Consider the following 17,299-nt stretch of genomic DNA (forward strand, 5'->3'; position numbering starts at 1 on the left):
ATGAATATTGTATTTATGGGTACTCCTGAATTTGCAGTCCCTTCTCTCCAAGCTTTAATTGATGAGTTTGGAGTTAAAGCTGTTTTTACTCAACCAGATAAACCTAAAGGAAGAGGGAAAAAACTAGGAATGTCTTCTATAAAAGAACTTGCATTGAAATACGATATTCCTGTGTATCAGCCAGTTAGATTAAGAAAAGATACTGAATTTATACAAAAACTTAAAGATATGGAACCAGATTTTATAATTGTTGTTGCATATGGTCAGATATTATCTAAGGAAGTTTTAGATATTCCTAAATACGGATGTATAAATTTGCATGCTTCATTACTTCCTAAATATAGAGGGGCGGCACCGATAAACTGGGCTATCATTAAGGGCGAAATGAAAAGTGGAAACACTACTATGATGATGGATGAAGGCTTAGATACTGGTGATATGCTTTTAAGGCAGGAAGTTGAAATTACAAAAGATATGACAGCAGGAGATTTACATGATATTTTGATGGAAGAGGGAGGAAAACTTCTTGTTGATACTGTAAAAGGTATCTTAGAAGGCAATGTTTCCAGAATAAAGCAAGGAGATACAACTACAGATTATGCTTCTATGCTAGATAAAAAAACAGGATTAATAAATTGGAATTTAAGTTCCAAAGAAGTTAATAACCTTATAAGGGGTTTAAATCCGTGGCCAGTAGCTTATACCCACTATAATGAAAATGCTATGAAAATATATAAAGCAGAAGTTTTAGATGAGGAATGCAAAAATGAGCCTGGAACTATACTAGATGTTTCAAAGCAAGGAATAAAAATAGCTTGTGGAAAAGGGTGCTTACTTGTAAAAGAAATCCAATTTCCAGGTAAAAAGGTTTTAAAAGTGGAAGAGTATATTCGTGGTAATAGTATAGAAGAAGGATTTATTTTAAACTAAGGATATGTTTTAATAAATCATTGATTTGATATAATTTAAAACAATTCCATACAAAATTATAAATTTAAGTGATCTTTAATTAAAGGAGGAAGACATATGCCAATATTTGATTCAACTTTTATTATTTTAATACCTGCTATGTTAATCTCTTTATGGGCACAAATGAAAGTTAAATCTGCTTTCTATAAATATTCAAAAGTTAGAAGTATCAATGGCTATACAGGAGCTCAAGTTGCCAGGATGATTTTAGATGCAGAGGGCTTATATGATGTTCCTGTACAGCATATAGGTGGAAATTTAACGGATCATTATGATCCTAGAGCAAGAGTTATGAGATTGTCAGAAGATGTCTATGGAAGTACGTCTATTGCCGCTATTGGAGTTGCAGCTCATGAAACTGGTCACGCTATTCAACATCAAAAGGAATATGCTCCACTTCAGATAAGAGGGGCTATTGTACCTTTAGTTAATTTTAGTTCTAATGCTTCATGGGTTATTTTTTTCTTAGGTTTTATATTAGGAATACCGTCTTTGGTTAATATAGGGGTATATCTATTTAGTGCAGTGGTTATATTTCAATTAATTACTCTTCCTGTAGAGTTTGATGCTTCTAATAGAGCTCTTAAAATATTATCTCAAAGAGGTATATTATATGGTGATGAAATAAAAGGAGCTAAATCAGTTCTTACTGCTGCTGCAATGACTTATGTCGCTGCTGCTTTAATGGCTATATCACAACTCATAAGACTTTTAGCGTTAAGTAGTAGAGATGAATAAACAGGATTCTTGGTTTCAGGTGGAGTTTTTACTTCATCTGAAAGTTATTAACAGAATTCTTAGGGGGCCTACTCCTTAGAAGCTGTTATCCTTTAGGGGAAACCGTTATCCAGGGTCTCGTACAATTATTTACTCCCACTTAAAAAAATGAGAGTATTAGAATAGTTAGATATCGGATAAATAATATAAGATTGGAGAATTTTAATGAAAAACAGTAGAGAAATATGTGCTGACATACTCTATAAAGTGTTTAACCAAAATTCATATTCAAACATTGTATTGAAAAATGAGTTAAACAAGTGTGATTTAAATAGTAATGATAAAGGGTTAATTACAGAAATCGTATATGGCACTATAAAATATAAATATACAATTGATATAATATTGAATAGCTTTATTAAGAACGGAATAAATAAAATTGATGAATATATTTTAAATATTTTAAGAATGTCTGTATATCAAATCAAATATTTAGATAAAATTCCTAATTTTGCTGTCGTAAATGAAGCTGTTGAACTAACTAAAAAGAAAAAATCTATTGGGGCCTCTAAGTTAGTTAATGGAGTTTTGAGGAATTATTTGAGAAATTTAGATAAAAAATATTATAATGATAAGAATTTAGTTGAAGCTTTATGCTTCAACTATTCATTTGATAAATGGCTTGTAAAATTATTTATAAATCAATATGGACAGGAGATTGCTGAGAGGATTTTATCTGGATTAAATAAAAGGCCTGCTGTAACTGTAAGAGTAAATGCTCTTAAGGTTAGTTATGACGAAGCTTATAATAAGTTAGTTGAAGATGGATACAATGTAGAAGAAGGATATGTTTGTCCTGAAGCTATTGTTATAAATAAAGGAAAGAGTATTGAATTAAATCCATTATTTAAGGAAGGGCTAGTAACTGTTCAAGATGAAAGCGCTATGCTAGTTGCTCCTTCCATGGATTTAAAAGATAATATGAATGTTTTAGATTTATGTAGCGCCCCTGGTGGAAAAACTACTCATATTTCAGAAGTTATGAATAATACAGGAAAAGTTAGAGCTTTTGATATATATGATAATAAACTTAAGTTAGTGAAGTCTAATGCTAGAAGGTTAGGAATAAAAAATTTAGCGTGTGAGAAAATGGATGCAAGTATATTAAATGAAAACTTAAAAGAATCAGCAGATGCTGTTCTTATAGATGTTCCATGTTCAGGTATAGGAATTATAAGAAAAAAACCTGAAATAAAATATACTAAAAATTTAAAAGGGTTAAATGAATTGGTAGAAATACAAAGAAAGATACTTATCAATGCATCTACTTATGTTAAGCCCAATGGAACACTTCTTTATTCTACATGCACATTAAATAAAAAAGAAAATGAAGATAATATAAGATGGTTTTTAAAGAATAACCCTCAATATTCTATAGAACCGTTGTACTATGGTAAATTAGATAATTTTATATATACAGAAGAAGGATGTGTTACTATTTTACCAAATGAATATATGGATGGATTTTTTATAACAAAACTAAAGAGGCAATGGTAGGTGTTTAGATGATAAATATTTTAGATTTGGATTTAAAAGAACTAAAAAAGTGGATGGAAGACAATGGAGAAAGTAAGTTTAGAGCTAAGCAAATTTTTGATTGGATATATAAAAAGGAAGTTTTTCAATTTGAAAAAATGACTAATATATCAAAACAAACTATAGAAAGATTGAAAGAGGCTTTTTATATAGGTATACCTGAAGTATTAGAGGTATTTACTTCTAATATAGATAATACTAAAAAATTTCTTTTTAAATATGAAGATGGTAACATAATAGAATCTGTTGTTATGAGATATAGTTATGGAAATTCTATATGTGTATCAACGCAAGTTGGATGTAGAATGGGATGTAAATTTTGTGCTTCAACTATAGAAGGAATGGTAAGAAATTTAACTTCAGGTGAAATAATAGCACAAATTTTAAAGGCTCAATCAGAAATAGGAGAAAGAATTTCTAATATTGTTTTAATGGGGAGCGGAGAACCTTTAGACAACTATGAAAATGTTTTAAAATTTATTAACTTAGTTAATTCAGAAGATACTGTAAATATTGGTCAAAGACATATTACTTTATCAACTTGTGGTATAGTTCCTAAAATTAAAGAGCTTGCTGATGAAAATTTTCAAATAACATTAGCTATTTCTTTACATGCTCCTAATGATAAGATAAGAAGAAACACTATGCCTATAGCTAATAGATATACAATTGAAGAAATAATGGAAGCTTGTAAATACTATTTTAATAAAACTAAAAGAAGAATTACTTTTGAATATGCTTTAATAAAGGGATTTAATGATAAAGAAGAAAACGCTAGAGAATTAAGTTTTATATTAAAAAAAATCAACTGCCATGTGAATTTAATACCTATAAATGAAATAAAAGAGAATAGGTATAAAAAATCAGAAGCTCATGAGATAAATAAATTCAAAAGTATTTTGACAAATGAAGGAATAGAAACTACAATAAGGAGGGAAATGGGTTCAGACATCAATGCAGCTTGTGGTCAACTTAGAAGGAAATACATGAAACAGTAAACTTTATTTAATATAATAATTGGAAGGTATTATGGAGGTAAATTTTTTATGAATATTTACAGGCAAAATAATGGGAAAGGCACTGTGGGTTATTTGTCGGATAAAGGTAATGTAAGGGAGATAAATGAAGATTACCTTGATTTTTATGGCAATGAGGCTTTTCAATTATGTGTTGTTGCAGATGGAATGGGTGGACATAATGCTGGAGAAATCGCAAGTAAGATGGCAGTAGAGTCTTGTATAAATTACATAAAAGGCTTATATGAGATTGATGATGCTGTTGAAACTTTGAGAAACTCAATTATATATGCTAATGAAGTTGTTTATAGTGAATCGAAGAAAAATGATAAACTGAATGGTATGGGAACAACTATTACAGCTTGTTTATTGAAAGGTGATCATATTGTAATTGCTAATGTAGGAGATAGTAGTTGCTTTATAGTTGATGAAAGAGGTGTTGAAAAAATAACAAAAGACCATTCTTTAGTGCAACAACTAATTGATGATGGAAGTATTACTGAAGAAGAAGCTAATAATCATCCAAATAAGAATATAATCACAAGAGCTCTAGGTACAAAGAAAAGTGTAGAAATTGATATTTTTATTAGAAAAAGGGACGAAATTACAAAGGTTATTTTATGTACAGATGGACTTACAAATGAAGTTAATAAAGATGAAATGTATGATATAATATTAAAGAATAAAAATAGAGAAGCTTGTGAATTACTGGTAGAATTAGCCAAAAACAAAGGTGGACGAGACAATATCTCAGTTTTGATATTTGGAGGAGAGTGCTAAGATGATAGGAGCTAGGCTAGGAAATAGGTATGAATTACTAGAAAAAATTGGAGAAGGTGGTATGGCTGAAGTATATAAAGCTAAGTGCCACCTGTTAAACAGATTTGTTGCAGTTAAAATTCTAAAAAACCAATATTCCGATAATGAAGAATTTGTAAAAAAATTTAAATATGAAGCATCAGCTGCAGCAAGCTTGTCTCATAATAATATTGTGGGTATATATGATATAGGCTCTGAAAATGGAATTAATTATATAGTAATGGAATATGTAGATGGGAAAACTTTAAAGCAAATTATAAATGAAAAGAAAGTGTTAAAAACTGATGAAGCTATTGTTATTGCTATGCAGATAGCAAAAGCATTAGAGTGTGCCCACAATAATAATATAATACATAGGGATGTAAAGCCACATAACATACTAGTTACTAAAGATGGTATAATTAAGGTTACTGATTTTGGTATAGCTAAAGCTACTTCTTCTGTAACAATAACCAATTCTGATAGAGTTATAGGGTCTGCCCATTATTTTTCTCCAGAGCAAGCAAAAGGAAGTTTTGTAGATTGCAAAACTGATATATATTCTTTAGGAATAGTAATGTATGAAATGGTTACAGGAAAGGTTCCGTATGATGCAGAAAGTCCTGTTTCAGTAGCATTAAAACATATACAAGAACCAGTTGTACCACCTAAGGAGATAAATCCGGATATCCCAGATAGTTTAAATAATGTTATATTGAAAGCTATTGAGAAAGAGCCATACAAAAGATATCATACGTCTAATGAATTATTTGTAGATCTTCAAAAAATTAAAAATAACCCAGATTCTAAGATAACTCTTGAAAATAAAGAAAATGAATATACAAGAGTTATGAAACCTATAACAGATGCTACAACTGTTATAGATAAAGCTACTTATGGTAAAAATGTGAATGATGAAGATGAAGAATACGAAGAAGATGAAGACAATAACTATAAACATAAGTCACTAAAAAACAAACCGAAAATAAGCGGTAAGACAAAAAAGATTATAATTAGTAGTTTGGCTATATTTTCCATATTCATAATAGGTATGACAGCTTATTTTTATTCACAAAGCAAATTAGGTAGTAAAAAAGGTAAAAACGTTACGGTACCTAAAATAATCGGAATTAGTCAAGATGAGGCTAGAAAGAAAGTAGAGGATTTAGGACTTAAATTTACTCCATCTACAGAAAGTAGTGATAAACCTAAAGGTGTAGTTATTAAATGTTTTCCAGAGGAAGGAAAAGAAATTAATACAGGAGAAGTGGAAGAAATAAGAGTAATTGTTAGTTCTGGGCCTAGAGTAGCTGCCATACCAAATCTAATGGATGTAGAAATTGAAGCAGCTAAAGAATATCTTAGGACATACAACTTGAAATTAGGTAAGACAACTTATGAATATAGTAATATAGAAAAAAATCGTGTGTGTGATCAATCACCTGAACCTGGAACAGAAATCGGAGAAAATACAACTGTAGATTTAGTAGTTAGTAGAGGATTAGAAGTGAAAACTGTTAAAGTACCAAATGTAGTAAATAAAATATTTGACGAAGCTATGGAAATATTAGAATCATCAAAGTTAAAGCTTGGGACAATTACTAAAATACCAACATCCGATGAAAGTTTAGATGGTAAAGTTTCTGTGCAAAGCATTGAAGCAAATTCACAAGTAAAGGAAGGTACAGTAATTAACTTAAGTTATTATGCTTATGGGAATAAAGATTTAGTTGATGTACCTAAATTTACAGATAAAACGGTAAGTGAGGCTAAAAGTATAGCCGCACAGAATAACTTGAATATACAAGTAAGTGGTAAAGGAGATTTTATAATAACAGCTCAAAGTGTATCTCCAGGTAAAAAAGTTCCACAAGGAACTACCATAAGATTGAGGAGTGAACCAAATCCTTAAAATACATTTAGGAGGATATATGGAAGGAATAATAGTAAAAGGAATTGGGGGATTTTATTATGTTAAAATTAATAATGAAATCTTTGAATGTAAGGCTAGAGGGAAATTTAGAAAGGATGGTCTGTCCCCAATTGTTGGGGACAGAGTAAAAATAACTCTGGATAAAGGTAAAGGCGCTATTGAAAAAATCTATGAAAGAAAGAACGAATTAGTAAGACCGTTAGTGTCTAATATTACTCAAGCATTTGTTGTTTTTGCAATGAAAAATCCAGATATAAATTTAGACCTTTTAAATAAATTTTTGCTTCAATGTGAAATTAAAGATATAAAAGCAGTTGTTTGTTTTAATAAAATTGATTTGATTGATAGTTATGAAGAGCATGAAGCAGTAAAAATGATTAAAAAGGCTGGATATGAGTATATTTTCTTAAATGCTAAAAATAGTATAGGCTTAGAAGAGGTAAGAGGAAAATTAAAAGGAAATATAACGGTTTTTTGTGGACCATCAGGTGTAGGAAAATCAACTATATTAAACAATATAGTTGGAAAAGATGTAATGCAAACTGGAGAGATAAGTGAAAAACTAAAAAGAGGAAAGCATACTACAAGACATAGTGAATTAGTAGAAGTATGTGAAGGATTTGTAGTTGATACACCAGGTTTTTCAAGTATTAATTTAACTATTGAATCAAAAGAAGATTTAAAAGATTATTTTCCTGAATTTTGGGATTATGAACATCAATGTAAATTTAATGGATGTTTACATTATAAAGAACCAGGATGTATTGTAAAGAGAGCAGTAGAAGAAGAAAAAATTGATGAAAATAGATATAAATTTTATACTAGAACATTAGAGGAAGTTATAAACGGAGGTAAGAACAAATGGTAAAATTATCACCATCTATATTATCAGCAAATTTTGCAAAACTTGGAGAAGACACAATAAAATTAGAAAAATACGGTGCAGATTTAATTCACATAGATGTAATGGATGGAATGTTTGTTCCTAATATTTCATTTGGAATTCCAGTTATGAAAAGTTTGAGACCTATCACTAAATTACCTTTTGATGTACATTTAATGATAGAAGAGCCGTCAAGATATGTTGAGGATTTTGTTAAAGCAGGAGCTGATATAATAACTATTCATTATGAAGCAGAAAAGCATTTAGATAGAACTATAAATTACATAAAAAGTTTTGGAATAAAAGCAGGTATTTCATTAAATCCAGCTACTCCTGTAGAAGCAATAAAACATCTAATAGGAATTGTAGATATGGTCTTAATTATGTCTGTTAACCCTGGATTTGGAGGACAAAAATATATAAAATACTGTTCAGATAAAATAAGAGAAGTAAAGAAAATGGCAGAAAAATGTAACAAAGATTTATTAATAGAAGTAGATGGTGGGGTTGGAGTAGATAATATAAAAGAAGTTGTTGAGTGTGGAGCAAATGTCATTGTAGCTGGTTCTGCAGTATTTAAAAATGGAGAAATTGAAGAAAATATAAAAAATTTAAAAGAAGGATTCTAATATGAAAGGTATAATAGTATCAGGGGGAAATCCACCTTCTTATGAGTTAATTGAAGAAGAGTTAAAGGAAGCTTCATATTTGATTTGTGCAGATAGTGGTGCTAATTGTTTGTATGAATATAACATAAAGCCTGATATATTAATGGGAGATTTTGATTCTATTGATAAAGAGGTTCTTAGTTATTTTACTGATAGAGGATGTGAAATAATTAAGTATAATCCAGAAAAAGATTACACGGATACTGAGATTGCTGTAAATAAAGCTATTGAACTTGGATGTGATGAAATAATTTTCTTAGGATGTACTGGAACAAGAGTGGATCATCTTTTGGGAAATTTAGGTATGCTTTTAAAATGTTTACGGAAAAATATTACTTCATACATAAAAGATGATAATAATGTTATTACTATAATAGACAAACCGATAACTATATATGGAGAAAAAGGAAAAACATTTTCTTTAGCTGCCTATTATAATAATGTAAAGAATTTAACTATAATTGGAGCAAAATATCCTTTAAACAAATTTTATTTAGAAGTAGGAAATCCAGTTACTATTTCTAATGAGTTTTTAGAGGAAGAAGTGAAAATAAGTTTTGATAAAGGAGTTTTACTTGTTATTGACTCCATAGACTAAAATAATAAAGGACTTAATGGATTAATTAGTAACTTATTAGTTTTTAACTAAAGATTAAAAATATAGTGTTTATTTTCGCTAAAATAGTAATTGGAAAATTAGTGAAGGTATGGACCTTAATTAAGATTCATCCTTTCACTAGTTTTTTATAATTGGCTACAAATAAAATAATGATATTAAAAAATATTTGTAACCTAAATAATAATTATACATATAATGAATAGAAGAGTATAAACAGGGCTCTTGGTTTCGGGTGAAGTTTTTGCTTCATTCTAAACAAAGAACCGGTTATCCATTATCGTGCCATTCTAATACTCCCACTTAAAAAAAGATGGGAGTATTAGAATGGTTAGGTATGGGATAAATCTAAGTTGTAGTAATGGGAGGTTGGAGGTTATTATGAAAATTATAGCAATTAAACTTCCTAAGTTTTTATCTAAAATAATAAAAATTTTTACCAAAAAGTAAGGATTAAGAGGTGAGTGTTCAGATTCAATTCAATGCTTTGATTAGTATTAAAAGACAATTTTTGTTTAGAACATATCAAAAAATAAAAAAATGCAATTGCTTTTGTCAATTGCATTTTTTTTTGCTTATATAGCACGTTGTACTTTTCCTGAACGTAGGCATCTAGTACATACCTTTATTCTTTTAGGTGTTCCGTTAACTATAGCTTTAACACTTTTTATATTTGGAGCCCATCTTCTTTTTGATTGACGATGAGAGTGGCTGTATTGTACACCTGCTATAACGCCTTTTCCGCATACTTCGCATACTTTTGACATCTAAAAACACCTCCTATACTGAAGTTAAAAATTCCATACCATAGAACGTATTTTATTGTAGCACAGTTATTATGTTTTTGGCAAGTAAAATATAAAATAAATAGTAAGAATAAGTATTAATGTGATTAATTTTCTTGATAAAATTATGTATATAATATAAAATAAGTATTATGTACGCAGATTAAGGAGGAATAGATATGTTAGGTTTAACTAACGAAATGGGTTCTGTAAATTATACCCATGAAGTTTTGGCTAATATTGTTGGACTGTCAACTATGGAATGTTATGGAGTAGTTGGTATGGCTTCAAAGAATGCTAAGGATGGTCTTTGGGAGATATTAAAGAAAGAAAGTTTAAGTAAAGGTGTAAAAATTAATAGCAGAGATGATAAATTATCTATAGAACTATACATTATAGTAGAATATGGAACAAAGATATCTGTTATTGCTAATAATATAATACAAAAAATAAAATACAATGTTGAAAAATATACGGGTTTAAAGGTTTCAAGTATAACGGTCAATGTTCAAGGTGTAAGGGTCTAAGGAGGTACTAAAATTGGAACGTTTTAAGATAGATGGACATGATTTGCGTAATATGATAATAAATGCTTCAAACAACTTGGAAGAAAAGAAAGAGTTTGTAAACTCTTTGAATGTATTCCCAGTTCCGGATGGAGATACAGGAACAAATATGTCTATGACTTTTAGAAGTGCGGTAGAGGAAATAGAAGATGTAAATAGTGCCTCTATATCAGAAATAGCTAAAAAGGTTGCTAGAGGAGCATTAATGGGTGCCAGAGGTAATTCAGGAGTTATTCTTTCTCAAATATTTAGAGGAATAGCTAAGGGATTTGAGGGTAAAGATAGTGCTGATGCTATAGACTTTGCTAATAGTTTAGAAGAGGGAGCAAATCATGCATATAAGGCAGTTATGCGTCCAACAGAAGGGACCATTTTAACTATAGTAAGAGCAGCTGGAGAAAGTGCTGTTAGTTCAAATGAAACTGATATAGTAGAACTTTTAAATAAAGTATGCAAACACAGTGAAATTGTATTAAATAAAACACCTGAAATGCTTCCTGCATTAAAAGAAGCTAAAGTTGTAGATGCAGGAGGAATGGGATTATTAATTATCTTAAAAGGCATGTATAATGCATTAAAAGAAAACATTCAGGCTGAAAGAATCGAATATACTCAGTCTTTGGGTGAAACTAATAAACCAGCCCAAGCAACCATAAAATCAGAAGATATAAAATATGGTTATTGTACAGAATTCTTTATAAATACGCAAAGTGCAATGGAAAAATCTTTAGATTTTAAAAATTTCCTTGAACCTATAGGAGATTCTATAATTGTAGTTGGTGTAGATGATATAATAAAGGTTCATGTTCATACAAATAATCCTGGGGATGTACTTTCACAAGCATTAAAGTTAGGAGAATTATCAAAGATTAAAATTGATAATATGAGAGAAGAACATAGAAAGATTCTTGAATTAGAATATGCTACTACTAAAGAAGAAACAAGTAGTGAGAAAGATGTTCAAGAATGTGCTTTTATAGCTGTTACTATGGGAGAAGGACTTAGAAATATATTTAAAGATCTTGGTGTTGACTTTGTTATTGAAGGCGGTCAAACAATGAATCCTAGTACTCAGGACATATTAGAAGCTGTAAATAATATAAATGCAAAAAATATATTTATACTTCCTAATAATAAAAATATTATTATGGCAGCACAACAAGCAGCTGAAATTGCTGAAAAAAATGTGGTTGTAATTCCAACAAAGACAATACCACAAGGTATAACTGCAGTAACAGTATTCAATATTGATGGTACTATAGAAGATAACACCAATGCAATGAATTCAGCTATAAGTACTGTTAGTACAGGATCTGTAACTTATGCTGTAAGAGATACGGAAATGGATGGCAAGGTTATTAAAGAAGGTAATGTTTTAGGATTGGTTGAAGGAAAGATTAATGAAGTAGGAAAAGACATATACAATGTTTGTGAGAATATTATATCTAATATGGTAAGTGAAGATAGTGAACTTATCACAATTTTTTATGGAAAAGATTGTGATGAAGAAAAAGTTGAAGAATTTGCACAAGAATTAGAAGAAAAATATTCAGACATTGATATTCAATGTTATAGTGGAAAGCAACCTTTATATTATTTCATAGTATCTGTTGAATAAAAAGCCTAAGGGCTTTTTTTTCTTATTTTGATTATGATATATTTAAGGTCAGACTACTAATGAAAATAAATTAAGAATATATGATTTTTAAGATCTAAATTAGTTAAAAATTTTATTCATTAAGGTAGCTGAAGGTTGGCGTGATTGCTTCTCATAGCCTTTATTAGTATAATATATTAAACAGTAAGAAAATTTTTGCATAATCTAAATTATTTGATATAACAGGACTTATTTACATTATTCTTTAGGTTTATAGGAGGCGAATATTTGTCAATTTATCTTTTAATTACATCTATTATCATTGTTATATGTGTACTGTTCAATAAAATTTCAAGTAAACTTGGCGTTCCTACGCTCTTAGCATTTATTGTGCTCGGAATGATTTTTGGCTCTGATGGACTTTTTAAAATTTCTTTTGAAAACTATAGATTTGCGGAACAAATTTGTTCTGTGGCTCTGATTTTTATTATGTTTTATGGTGGGTTTGGAACGAGGTGGAGTGAAGCTAGACCTGTTGCTGTAAAATCTATTTTACTTTCTACGGTAGGAGTAGTTCTTACTGCAGGACTTACTGGGGTGTTCTGTTATTTTGTGTTAAAGATGAAATTTATGGAGAGTTTATTGATGGGGTCTGTAATTAGTTCAACCGATGCCGCTTCAGTATTCTCTATATTACGATCTAAAAAATTGAATCTCAAAGACAATACTGCCTCCATATTGGAATTGGAAAGTGGTAGTAATGATCCTTGTTCATATATGTTGACTACAATTATGTTGTCAATTATGAGTGGTAAAGCTAATCTAGGATTTGTGGCATATACGGTTTTTGCACAAATGGCATATGGTTCAGTTATTGGTATTATAGTAGCCTTGGGTGGAGTTTTTGTATTGAGGCATTTCAAATTTGCAACCGAGGGATTTAATGCTGCATTTGTTTTGGCAGTTGCTATTTTAGCTTATGCTATTCCAGATTTAATTGGAGGAAATGGATACCTGAGTGCTTATATCGTTGGAATTGTTTTGGGCAATGCTAATATAAAAAACAAGCAATCCCTAGTTCACTTTTTTGATGGAGTAACAGGACTTATGCAAATGTTGATATTTTTCCTACTTGGTCTTTTAGCATTTCCATCTCAATTTTCATCTGTTCTGCTGATATCTGTTGCAATAACATTGTTCTTGACATTTGTAGCGAGGCCAGTTGCTGTCTTTTTACTACTTACACCTACAAAATGCACAATACGTCAACAGATTTTAGTATCATTTGCAGGGCTTAGGGGCGCTGCTTCTATTGTATTTGCAATTATGGTTACAGTAAGTGAAGCATATACAAAGAATGACGTGTTTCATATTGTATTTTTTATTGTTCTTCTATCAATCTCGTTCCAGGGGACATTGATACCAATTATGGCAAATAAACTCAAAATGATTGATAATAATGTCAATGTTTTAAAAACTTTTAATGACTATACCGAGGAAACAGATGTACAATTTATAAAGTTAGCTATTACGGCATGCCATCCATGGAAAAATAAGGCGTTACGACAAATTACATTTCCACCAGATACATTAATTGTAATGCTTATAAGAAATAAAGAAATTATTATTCCAAGTGGTAGGACGACTTTACTGGAAAATGATATTGCTGTTTTAAGCGCTCCTGCATTTCAAGATGAGACTGCAGTACATCTTGTTGAATTAAAAATTACCTCAGACAGCAAATGGCGAGAAAAGAAAATTTCTGAGTTTTCACCTAATCCAGATCAAATTGTTGTTATGATAAAGCGTAATGAAAAAATTATTATACCTAGGGGAAAAACAGTAATAAAAGAAAATGATATTTTAGTAATGAATTCTTTAAATGTGAAAAAACAAACTATTTAAAAAAGTTTTTAATAAATTAGTGAGGGATAATTGTGAATATTTATGATGATATAAGTACTTTAAAGGGGATTGGACCTAAAACAAAAGAGGTATTAAATCAATGTGGTATTTTTAATATACTAGATTTTTTATTATATTTTCCAAGAGACTATGAACATAACGAATATTATAGCCAAATTGATGAGATAAGAGAATCTAAAAAAATTATTATAAAAGCAAAAGCTAAATTTATTAAAAGAGATATTTATGTAAGAAAAAATATGACTATTAGTACTATGGTGTTTAGTGATGGAAGAACAAATTTTGAGGCTAAATGGTTTAATCAGCCTTATATAAAAAAGAGTTTTAAAATAGGAGAGGATTATAATTTACAAGGTAAATTAGAAATACAGAGAGGCAAAAAAATATTATTAAATCCTAAAATTATAGATAAGAACAATGTAAAGGGCATTTCACCTAAATATTTATTAAAAAATAATTTGAATAATAATTTTTTTATTAAAACAAATACATGGATTTTTAATAATATAGAAATCAAAGAAAACTTGCCTTTGAAAATCATAGAAAAGTATAATTTATGTTCTCTAGATGAAGCTATAAAAAATATACATAATCCTCGTAATAAAGAAGAGTTAGAAATGGCTAAAAAAAGATTGAAATTTCAAGAGTTTTTTACTTATTCACTAAAATTATTTATGATGAAAAGTTTAAGAAACAATCAAGGAAATGCTTTTGCTATTGCAAAAGAATTAAAGAATTTGAAAGAAATGCTACCATTTAATTTAACTAATGCACAAAATAGGGTCATAAGAGAAATATTAAGAGATTCCAAAAAAGATATTTCTATGAATAGACTTGTACAAGGAGATGTAGGAAGTGGAAAAACAATAGTTTCTCTTATTGCTTTATTTAATGTGGTAAAGAATGGATATCAAACAGCATTAATGGCTCCTACAGAAATACTAGCTATACAACACTATGAAGAAGCAAAAAAACTTTTAAAAGAATTTGATGTAAATATAGAATTACTTTGTGGAAGTACTACCTTAAAAAATAAGAGAAGATTAAAAGAAGAATTAGAAAATGGAGAAATAGATATAATAATTGGAACTCATGCTTTGTTAGAAGAGGATGTTAAATTTAAAAAATTAGGAATGATTGTAACAGATGAACAACATAGATTTGGTGTGAATCAAAGAAGTAGGTTGTTTAATAAGGATAAAAATGTAGATGTTTTAGTTATGAGTGCGACGCCTATACCTAGAACTTTGGCTCTAACTTTATATGGGGATTTAGATGTATCTTCTATAGATGAACTCCCACCAGGAAGGAAAAAAATAGATACTTATTATGTAGAAAAAAATATGAGAAGAAGGGTATATAAGTTTGCACTAAATGAAATAAATAATGGAAGGCAAGTATACATCGTATGTCCTTTGGTAGAAGAAAATGACAATATGGACATAACTTCTGTAGATAAACTGTATCACGAGTTAAAAGAAGGAGTCTTTAGTAATGTAAATTTAGAGATTCTTCACGGAAAAATGGTACCTAAAGATAAAGAAAATATTATGAAAAAATTTAAAGATGGATATATACAAGTATTAATAGCTACTACAGTAATAGAAGTAGGTGTCAATGTTCCAAATGCTACTTTAATGATAATTGAAAATGCGGAAAGATTTGGACTTTCTCAATTGCATCAATTAAGAGGAAGGGTCGGAAGAGGACATAAAAAGTCCTATTGCATTTTAATTGCGGAAGCCAATAATAATGTTACTAAAAAAAGAATGGAAATAATGGCTAAAAGCAATGATGGATTTTATATTGCAGAAGAAGATTTAAAACTTAGGGGAAGTGGAGAAATATTTGGATTAAATCAGCATGGAGAAAATGAATTTGTTTTAGGAAACATAGTGGAAGATATAAACGTATTTAAAGCAGCTAGCAACGAAGCTAAATACATGATTAATAGTGATTCAATAGAAGATTCTCATATAAAAAATGAAATACTAAATAAATTAGATAAAACTTCTAAATACATTTGTTTTAATTAAAAGCTCTGTTTTAAAGTAGTGTTGTTTTTTACACTATTTAAAAATAGAGCAAATTATAATTGATTTTGTATAATGAAATAATATGTGTTAAAATATGAACTAAGTAAAGTAAGTTATAACAAAGGAGGATAAATATGAGGATAATAGCAGGAAAGGCAAAAGGGAGAACAATATTGCCACCTGATGGAATGCAAACTAGACCTACATTAGATAGAGTTAAGGAAAATATTTTTAATATAATTCAAAATAGGACTTTAGATGCTGTTATTATAGACGTATTTGCAGGTACAGGAAGCTTAGGTTTAGAAGCTGCTAGTAGAGGAGCTAAAGAATGCTATTTAGTTGATAAACATCCTACTACATTTCAGAGATTAAAAAAGAATGTTGAAAGTTTAAAATTTGAAGATTTTTGTTCATGTTTAAATATGGATTCTTATGATGCGTTAAGAGAGGTATCAAGAAGAGGAAAAGTATTTGATTTAATATTTATTGATCCGCCTTATGCTAAAGAGATGATTCCACCAGCTATGGAGATAGTCTTTGAAAAGAAATTATTAAGAAAAGATGGTCTTATAGTTACAAAAATTGACTCTTCTGAAAATATATATGAAGGATATAAAGATATAGTTCTTATAAACAAAAGGAAGTATGGCAATACAACAGTATGTTTATATGCTTATGAGGAGGAATAAGGATTAGATGAAAAGATCAGCAGTTTATCCAGGGAGCTTTGACCCTATTACTAAAGGACATTTAGATATAATTAAAAGAGCTTCACAAATATTTGATGAAGTAATTGTAGCTGTTTTAATAAATCCTGATAAGAAAGGTCTTTTTAACATAGAAGAAAGAGTGGAATTAATAAAGAGAGTCACAAGAGATATTGAAAATGTAAAAACAGAAAGCTTTCATGGGCTTTTAGTTGATTATATGAATGAAAAAGGTTCAAATGTAATTATAAAAGGGTTAAGAGCGGTTTCTGATTTTGAATATGAACTTCAGATGTCTCATATGAATAAAAAATTAGATGCAACAATAGAAACAGTTTTTCTTATGACAAGTGCTAAATATTCTTATTTAAGCTCATCTTCAATTAAACAAGTTGTTATGTTTGGAGGATGTATTGATGATTTAGTTCCAAATGAAATAATACCAGATATAATGCTTAAAATTGATAAGAAATAGGGTGATAG

Annotated in this window: 16 protein-coding genes; 15 read left to right on the forward strand and 1 reads right to left on the reverse strand. The window is 29.3% G+C overall.

Features of this window, described 5'->3' with window-relative positions:
• The 9 genes from fmt (at position 1) to OW729_RS12735 (ending at position 9,178) form a co-directional block, all read left to right on the forward strand.
• Positions 1-930: a methionyl-tRNA formyltransferase gene (gene fmt / locus OW729_RS12695; RefSeq protein WP_268061897.1), complete on the forward strand. Its 930-nt coding sequence runs from the start codon at positions 1-3 to the stop codon at positions 928-930.
• Positions 931-1,026: 96 nt separating this feature from the next.
• On the forward strand, positions 1,027-1,707 hold the full coding sequence (locus OW729_RS12700; RefSeq protein WP_268061898.1) for a zinc metallopeptidase: 681 nt from the start codon (positions 1,027-1,029) through the stop codon (positions 1,705-1,707).
• Between the two features lie 204 nt (positions 1,708-1,911).
• On the forward strand, positions 1,912-3,243 hold the full coding sequence (gene rsmB, locus OW729_RS12705; RefSeq protein ID WP_268061899.1) for a 16S rRNA (cytosine(967)-C(5))-methyltransferase RsmB: 1,332 nt from the start codon (positions 1,912-1,914) through the stop codon (positions 3,241-3,243).
• A gap of 8 nt (positions 3,244-3,251) precedes the next feature.
• A complete protein-coding gene (gene rlmN, locus OW729_RS12710) occupies positions 3,252-4,280 on the forward strand; it encodes a 23S rRNA (adenine(2503)-C(2))-methyltransferase RlmN (RefSeq protein WP_268061900.1) in 1,029 nt (342 codons plus the stop codon).
• A gap of 48 nt (positions 4,281-4,328) precedes the next feature.
• Positions 4,329-5,078, forward strand: a complete 750-nt coding sequence (locus OW729_RS12715; RefSeq protein WP_268061901.1) for a Stp1/IreP family PP2C-type Ser/Thr phosphatase — start codon at positions 4,329-4,331, stop codon at positions 5,076-5,078.
• Position 5,079: 1 nt separating this feature from the next.
• Positions 5,080-7,008: a Stk1 family PASTA domain-containing Ser/Thr kinase gene (pknB, locus tag OW729_RS12720; RefSeq protein ID WP_268061902.1), complete on the forward strand. Its 1,929-nt coding sequence runs from the start codon at positions 5,080-5,082 to the stop codon at positions 7,006-7,008.
• A gap of 19 nt (positions 7,009-7,027) precedes the next feature.
• Complete coding sequence (gene rsgA, locus OW729_RS12725) at positions 7,028-7,897, forward strand: ribosome small subunit-dependent GTPase A (protein ID WP_268061903.1); 870 nt, start codon at positions 7,028-7,030, stop codon at positions 7,895-7,897.
• Entirely contained in the window at positions 7,891-8,541 is a 651-nt protein-coding gene (gene rpe / locus OW729_RS12730; protein ID WP_268061904.1) for a ribulose-phosphate 3-epimerase, read from the forward strand. The genes rsgA and rpe overlap by 7 nt, the downstream gene beginning before the upstream one ends.
• Position 8,542: 1 nt before the next feature.
• Positions 8,543-9,178, forward strand: coding sequence for a thiamine diphosphokinase (locus tag OW729_RS12735; RefSeq protein ID WP_268061905.1), 636 nt, complete (start codon positions 8,543-8,545; stop codon positions 9,176-9,178).
• A 593-nt stretch (positions 9,179-9,771) separates the two neighbouring features.
• On the opposite strand, the gene rpmB is transcribed toward OW729_RS12735, so the two are convergent.
• Complete coding sequence (rpmB, locus tag OW729_RS12740; RefSeq protein WP_268061906.1) at positions 9,772-9,963, reverse strand: 50S ribosomal protein L28; 192 nt, start codon at positions 9,961-9,963, stop codon at positions 9,772-9,774.
• Positions 9,964-10,160: 197 nt separating this feature from the next.
• Here rpmB and OW729_RS12745 point away from each other — a divergent pair, with 197 nt between their 5' ends.
• The 6 genes from OW729_RS12745 (at position 10,161) to coaD (ending at position 17,291) form a co-directional block, all read left to right on the forward strand.
• The gene (locus tag OW729_RS12745; protein ID WP_268061907.1) at positions 10,161-10,508 is read left to right on the forward strand and encodes an Asp23/Gls24 family envelope stress response protein; all 348 of its coding nucleotides are present in this window, start codon (positions 10,161-10,163) and stop codon (positions 10,506-10,508) included.
• A 13-nt stretch (positions 10,509-10,521) separates the two neighbouring features.
• The gene (locus OW729_RS12750) at positions 10,522-12,165 is read left to right on the forward strand and encodes a DAK2 domain-containing protein (protein ID WP_268061908.1); all 1,644 of its coding nucleotides are present in this window, start codon (positions 10,522-10,524) and stop codon (positions 12,163-12,165) included.
• 267 nt (positions 12,166-12,432) lie between these two features.
• Entirely contained in the window at positions 12,433-14,049 is a 1,617-nt protein-coding gene (locus tag OW729_RS12755; protein WP_268061909.1) for a potassium/proton antiporter, read from the forward strand.
• 32 nt (positions 14,050-14,081) lie between these two features.
• Positions 14,082-16,106, forward strand: coding sequence for an ATP-dependent DNA helicase RecG (recG, locus tag OW729_RS12760; RefSeq protein ID WP_268061910.1), 2,025 nt, complete (start codon positions 14,082-14,084; stop codon positions 16,104-16,106).
• Between the two features lie 134 nt (positions 16,107-16,240).
• Entirely contained in the window at positions 16,241-16,798 is a 558-nt protein-coding gene (rsmD, locus tag OW729_RS12765) for a 16S rRNA (guanine(966)-N(2))-methyltransferase RsmD (RefSeq protein WP_268061911.1), read from the forward strand.
• A 7-nt stretch (positions 16,799-16,805) separates the two neighbouring features.
• Positions 16,806-17,291 (forward strand): pantetheine-phosphate adenylyltransferase, encoded by a 486-nt coding sequence (gene coaD, locus OW729_RS12770; protein WP_268061912.1) that lies wholly within the window; start codon positions 16,806-16,808, stop codon positions 17,289-17,291.
• The last annotated feature ends 8 nt before the right edge of the window (positions 17,292-17,299 follow it).

It is taken from the genome of Clostridium brassicae (genome assembly GCF_026738875.1).
GTDB lineage: Bacteria > Bacillota > Clostridia > Clostridiales > Clostridiaceae > Clostridium_H > Clostridium_H brassicae.